The following is a 1,031-nucleotide window of genomic DNA, read 5'->3' on the forward strand; positions in this document are numbered from 1 at the left end:
GGTGTCTGCGGATGTGGTGTCGGGGGTTGCCGGTGACATCGGTCCGGGTCCGGTGCTGGTGTTTCCGGGGCAGGGCTCGCAGTGGGTGGGCATGGGTGCCCAACTCCTCGACGAGTCGCCGGTGTTCGCGGCCCGGATCGCCGAGTGCGAGCAGGCCCTCTCGCCGCATGTGGACTGGTCGCTGACCGAGGTCTTGCGCGGGGACGGTGCCGAGCTGTCCCGGGTGGAGGTCGTCCAGCCAGTGCTGTGGGCGGTGATGGTGTCTCTGGCCGCCGTCTGGGCCGATCGCGGCGTCACCCCCGCCGCCGTGATCGGGCATTCACAGGGCGAGATGGCTGCCGCGTGTGTCGCGGGCGCGTTGTCCCTGGAAGATGCGGCACGGATCGTGGCGGTACGTGGTGATGCGCTGCGCCGGCTTCAGGGGCATGGTGACATGGCCTCTCTGGGCACCGGGGCCGAACAGACGACCGGCCTCATCGGCGACCGGCCTGGGGTAAGCATCGCGGCCGTCAACGGGCCCGCTTCCACGGTGATCTCGGGTCCGCCCGAACACGTCGCGGCCGTGGTCGCCGAGGCTGAAACACAGGGCCTGCGGGCCCGCCTCATCGACGTCGGCTACGCCTCCCACAACCCGCAGATCGACCAGCTCACCGACGAACTCACCGAACGGCTCAGCGACATCCGGCCCACCACCACCGACGTGGCGTTCTACTCGACGGTGAGCGCCGAACGGCTGGCGGACACCACCGCTCTCGATACCGGCTACTGGGTGACCAACCTGCGACAGCGGGTGCGTTTCGCCGACACCGTCGAAGCACTCCTGGCCGACGGCTACCGCCTGTTCATCGAAGCCAGCCCTCACCCGGTGCTCGCTCTCGCCATGGAAGAGACCATCGAGCAGGCGGACATGCCCGCCACTGTGGTCCCGACCCTGCGCCGCGACCACGGCGACACCGTCCAGCTCACCCACGCCGCCGCCCAGGCATTCGTGGCGGGCGCCCCCATCGACTGGCGACGCTGGTTCCCCACCG

The 1,031-nt window shown here is 70.0% G+C and carries 1 protein-coding gene; it reads left to right on the forward strand.

What is annotated here, in order from left to right:
* The coding region (locus AOK01_RS39985) for an acyltransferase domain-containing protein (RefSeq protein WP_157871680.1) at positions 1–1,031 on the forward strand (1,031 nt) is incomplete at both ends.

The sequence above is a fragment of the Streptomyces aurantiacus genome, from assembly GCF_001418335.1.
Classification (GTDB): Bacteria; Actinomycetota; Actinomycetes; order Streptomycetales; family Streptomycetaceae; genus Streptomyces; species Streptomyces aurantiacus.